Origin of the sequence: Alienimonas chondri, from assembly GCF_013036045.1 — a bacterium.
GTDB lineage: Bacteria > Planctomycetota > Planctomycetia > Planctomycetales > Planctomycetaceae > Alienimonas > Alienimonas chondri.
The window spans coordinates 1-3,884 of the sequence record NZ_WTPX01000257.1 but is presented as its reverse complement, the minus strand read 5'-3'; the positions used below and the strand labels follow the sequence as shown (position 1 = coordinate 3,884).

Genomic DNA, 3,884 nt, shown 5'->3' with positions numbered 1-3,884 from the left:
GAATGATCCTGCACGTCGCCCACCGCAAATCGGCCGGGGGACAGGGCGTTGAGAACCTCCCAGAAGGTCGCCGCACCATCATCGTCCGCCAGCGCCGACAGGTCCGGCGCCGTCGCGTCCCGCCGGGCCGTCGCGGGTTCGACTCGCCGATCTGCCGCGGGACTCTCTGGAAGAAGCGTTGAAGGCGATCGCGGAGGGAACGGGCAACCGGCTCGACTGGTCGGCGATCCCCGCCGCCATGCTCGCCGAACCGGCGCCGGACCTGTCGGCGCTGGCGGACGATGATGGTGCGGCGACCTTCTGGGAGGTTCTCAACGCCCTGTCCCCCGGCCGATTTGCGGTGGGCGACGTGCAGGATCATTCGCTGATTCTGCTCCCCGCCGCCGATCAAACCGCCGCAGCGACGGCGGACGGCGTGCTGCGGATCGAAGTCGGTCCGGCCACGCCGCGACCGCGGTTCGGGTCGGACGAGACGCTGTTGCGCCTCCCCGTCCGAATGATCGCCGAGCCCCGCGTGCAGCCGCTGGCGATCCTCCCGCGGGGGGGCGGCCTCACGGCGTCCGCGGCGGGCACGGCGCTCACCTCGTTCACCCCGGCGGCTTCTCGGGAGGTGAGCTTCGCGAACGGCACCGCGACCTTCGAGGTCGATTTTTTCGCCCCGCCCGCGGCCCCGGCGGCGCTGACGGTCGACGGGACGTTTGAGATCACCTTCATTCCCGGTCGACGCACGTTCGTCTTTGAGCCGACGGACGCGGGCCAATCCCGTACCGTCGACGGCCTGACGGTGCGTTTCGAGGACCTGAAGCAGACCGCCGACGGCGTGACGGCCAGCGCCGCGGTCCTCTACGACGCCGACGGCGGCGGCCTCGCATTCGAGAGTTACCGAACCTGGCGCTACGACGCCGCCGTGCGACTGCGGACCGCGAACGGGACGCGTCTCGAACCCACCGTCCCGCCGCGGATCGTTTCGGAGGGCGCCGCCGCGATCGCGGTCAAAGCTGGCTTCGCCCCTGCCTTGGACGAAAGAGCAGCGATGCGAGTGGAGATCATCGCCCCCGCCGCCCCCGAGACGGCGGCGGTGCGATGGAAGAACCTCCCTGTGGAGGCTGTGCCCCCCCCCCTCGACGCAAATCCCAAACCCTCGGAGAAGGCGCCGTGACTTGGCGATGTCGGACCTGCGGCGTCGAGCATGACGAACTGCCGCTGTGCTACGGCGCGGAGGCGCCGTGGCGGGCGCTGGTCCCGGAGGAAGAGTTCGATCGCCGGGTCGAACTGAATGCCGATCAATGCGTCGTGGACGGAAAGGTCTTCTTCCTCCGCGGCCACGTCGAACTGCCAATTATCGGCCGGGCGGAGACCTTCGCGTGGTCGGTCTGGTGTTCGCTGAGCGAGGACAGCTTCGTCCATGTCTGCGATCGGTGGGAGACCCCGGACCGCGACGGCGACTCCTATTTCGGCTGGCTCTGCACCTCACTGCCGATCTACCCGGAGACGGCTCACCTCAAAACAAACGTCCGCTCCCGCCCGCCGGGCGAGACGCCGCTGGTGGAGATTCAAGAATGCGACCACCCGCTATTCATCGAGCAGCGGGACGGCATCACGCTCGAGCAGGTCGAGGCGATCGCTCACCAATTGCTTCACGACCCAACGGCTTGACGCCGCTCAGCCGAGCGGGTCACGGAGCGTCCCGACGACGGGTTCGCCCCAATCCGGGATCAATCCGTAGCGTTTGACGACCGCCCCGTCCGCCGCCCGCAATAGAAGACGGGCCGGCTGGCCGTCGACGGAGTTGTCGTAGAGGTACAACCGATCCACCTCAGCGGCGACGGTTGCGCAGTTCGCGATCGACCGGCCCCAGCGATCGATAATCTTTCGCAGTGGAACCTCGTGCCCGCCTTGCATCACCCGCTTGGCGACCCGGGCCGCGTTGATCGTGGCGTCATCGGTACAGACGAAGAACAGCCGCACGAAGAATCCCGCGGCCAATCCGCGGCGGACAAAATCGACCTTATCGGGACCGGAGAAGACCGTTTCAAAGGCGAAGCTGCGCTCGGCTGTGAGGCAGGCTTCCCGCCGCTCCGTCGCTTCCTTCGCGGCGGCGAGCACGGCGCTCGGATCGTTCCAATCGCCGAATTGATCCCGGGCGATGGCGTCCGGATTGATATACTCGCAGTCCGCGAACCACTCGTGAGCCAGTCCCTGTTCGGTCACCGTCGTTTTTCCCGCCCCGTTCGGGCCGGCGACGATCAGCATGCGTGGTCGCTCCGCTGCTGTCTCAGCCATCGTCCCGGCACGTCTTTGACTCGCGGGCTGCACGGTCCGCGACGACGGCCGCTGCCGCCTCCGCCAAACGAGCAGCGGTCCACGCGTCGGAAATCGCTTCCCGCCGCACCGCCGCGTCCCGCGCGGCGACCATGACCGCATGCAATTCCTCGTCAGTCGGCTCCGTGTCGGGAGCCATCAAGTCGCGAGGCGGGGCAACGGAACTGGGATCAGGCGAGAATGTCATGCACCACCTCCCCGTGCACGTCCGTCAGGCGAAAATCGCGGCCTTGATAGCGGTAGGTGAGTTTCGTGTGGTCGACGCCGAGTTGCTGGAGGATCGTCGCGTTCAGATCATGAATATGAACGGGGTTCTCCGTGATGTTGTAACTAAAGTCGTCGGTCTGGCCGTAGACGATGCCGGGCTTCACGCCGGCGCCGGCCATCCAGATCGTGAAGCAGCGCGGGTGGTGGTCGCGGCCGTAATTCTCCTTCGTCAGCTTGCCCTGGCAATAGACGGTGCGGCCGAACTCGCCGCCCCAGACGACCAGCGTGTCTTCTAACAAGCCGCGGCGTTTCAAGTCCGTGACGAGGGCGGCGCAGCCCTGATCGACGTCCTTGCACTGCTTGGGCAGGTCGCCGGCGACGTTGCCGTGCTGGTCCCAGCCGCGGATGAAGATCTGCGTGAAACGTACGTCCCGCTCCGCGAGGCGCCGAGCCAGCAGGCAGTTCGCGGCGAACGTGCCGGGGGTGTTCACCTCCGGGCCGTACAGGTCCAGCGTTTCTTGCGTCTCGCCGGAGAGATCCATCAGTTCCGGCACGCTGGTCTGCATGCGGTAGGCCATCTCGTACTGGGCGATGCGGGTGGCGATCTCCGGGTCGCCGTATTCGTCCAGCGTTTTATGGTTCAACGCGGCGAGCGCATCGAGCATATTCCGCCGCTGCGACCGGCTCACCCCGGGGGGATCGGAGAGGTACAACACCGGATCGCCCTTGCTGCGCAGGGCCACGCCGGCGTGCCGGGTCGGCAGGAAGCCGCTGCCCCACAGGCGATTATAAAGCGCCTGAGCGCTCTTGCGGCCGGTCCAGGAAGAGTGCAGCACGACGAAGGTGGGCAGATCCTCGTTCAGGCTGCCCAGCCCGTAGCTGGCCCACGCCCCGGTGCTTGGGCGCCCCGGCAACTGGGAGCCGGTTTGAATATAGGTGATGGCCGGATCGTGGTTGATCGCCTCCGTCCACATGCTTTTGACGACGCAGAGGTCGTCCACCACGCTCGCGGTGTGCGGGAGCAACTCGCTGACCCAGGCGCCGTGCTTGCCGTGCCGATTAAACTTGTATTTGCTGGGAGCCAGCGGGAAGCGGGCTTGGCCGCTGGTCATCGTGGTGATCCGCTGGCCGTTGCGGACGCTGTCCGGCAGGTCCGCGTCGAACATATCGTTCAACTGCGGTTTATAATCCCACATGTCGAGCTGGCTGGGGGCGCCGCTCATGAACAGGCTGATGACCCGTTTCGCCTTGGGGGCGAACTGCAACCCGCCGGTGTTCGCCGGGCCGACGGGCGCGGTCGCACCGCCGACCTCCGCGGCCCCGGCCGTGCCGACCCCGAGATCGCGGCCCAGCAG

At 67.1% G+C, this 3,884-nt stretch carries 6 protein-coding genes; 3 read left to right on the top strand and 3 right to left on the bottom strand.

All coding sequences use genetic code 11. The features are described from left to right. The 3 genes from LzC2_RS21920 to LzC2_RS20585 form a co-directional block, all read left to right on the top strand. The coding region (locus LzC2_RS21920; protein WP_206678841.1) for a hypothetical protein at positions 1-182 on the top strand (182 nt) is incomplete at its 5' end. Next, a complete protein-coding gene (locus LzC2_RS20590; RefSeq protein ID WP_171189908.1) occupies positions 179-1,159 on the top strand; it encodes a hypothetical protein in 981 nt (326 codons plus the stop codon). The genes LzC2_RS21920 and LzC2_RS20590, both read left to right, overlap by 4 nt. Continuing rightward, on the top strand, positions 1,156-1,656 hold the full coding sequence (locus LzC2_RS20585; RefSeq protein ID WP_206678840.1) for a DUF2199 domain-containing protein: 501 nt from the start codon (positions 1,156-1,158) through the stop codon (positions 1,654-1,656). The genes LzC2_RS20590 and LzC2_RS20585 overlap by 4 nt, the downstream gene beginning before the upstream one ends. A gap of 6 nt (positions 1,657-1,662) precedes the next feature. Here LzC2_RS20585 and LzC2_RS20580 read toward each other — a convergent pair whose 3' ends face one another. From LzC2_RS20580 to LzC2_RS20570, 3 genes are read right to left on the bottom strand one after another with little or no spacing between them, the layout of a single operon-like run. Further along, a complete protein-coding gene (locus tag LzC2_RS20580) occupies positions 1,663-2,283 on the bottom strand; it encodes an ATPase (protein ID WP_171189906.1) in 621 nt (206 codons plus the stop codon). After that, positions 2,276-2,461, bottom strand: a complete 186-nt coding sequence (locus LzC2_RS20575; protein WP_171189905.1) for a hypothetical protein — start codon at positions 2,459-2,461, stop codon at positions 2,276-2,278. The genes LzC2_RS20580 and LzC2_RS20575 overlap by 8 nt, the downstream gene beginning before the upstream one ends. 31 nt (positions 2,462-2,492) lie before the next feature. Further along, on the bottom strand, positions 2,493-3,884 hold the full coding sequence (locus tag LzC2_RS20570) for a DUF1501 domain-containing protein (protein WP_246255248.1): 1,392 nt from the start codon (positions 3,882-3,884) through the stop codon (positions 2,493-2,495).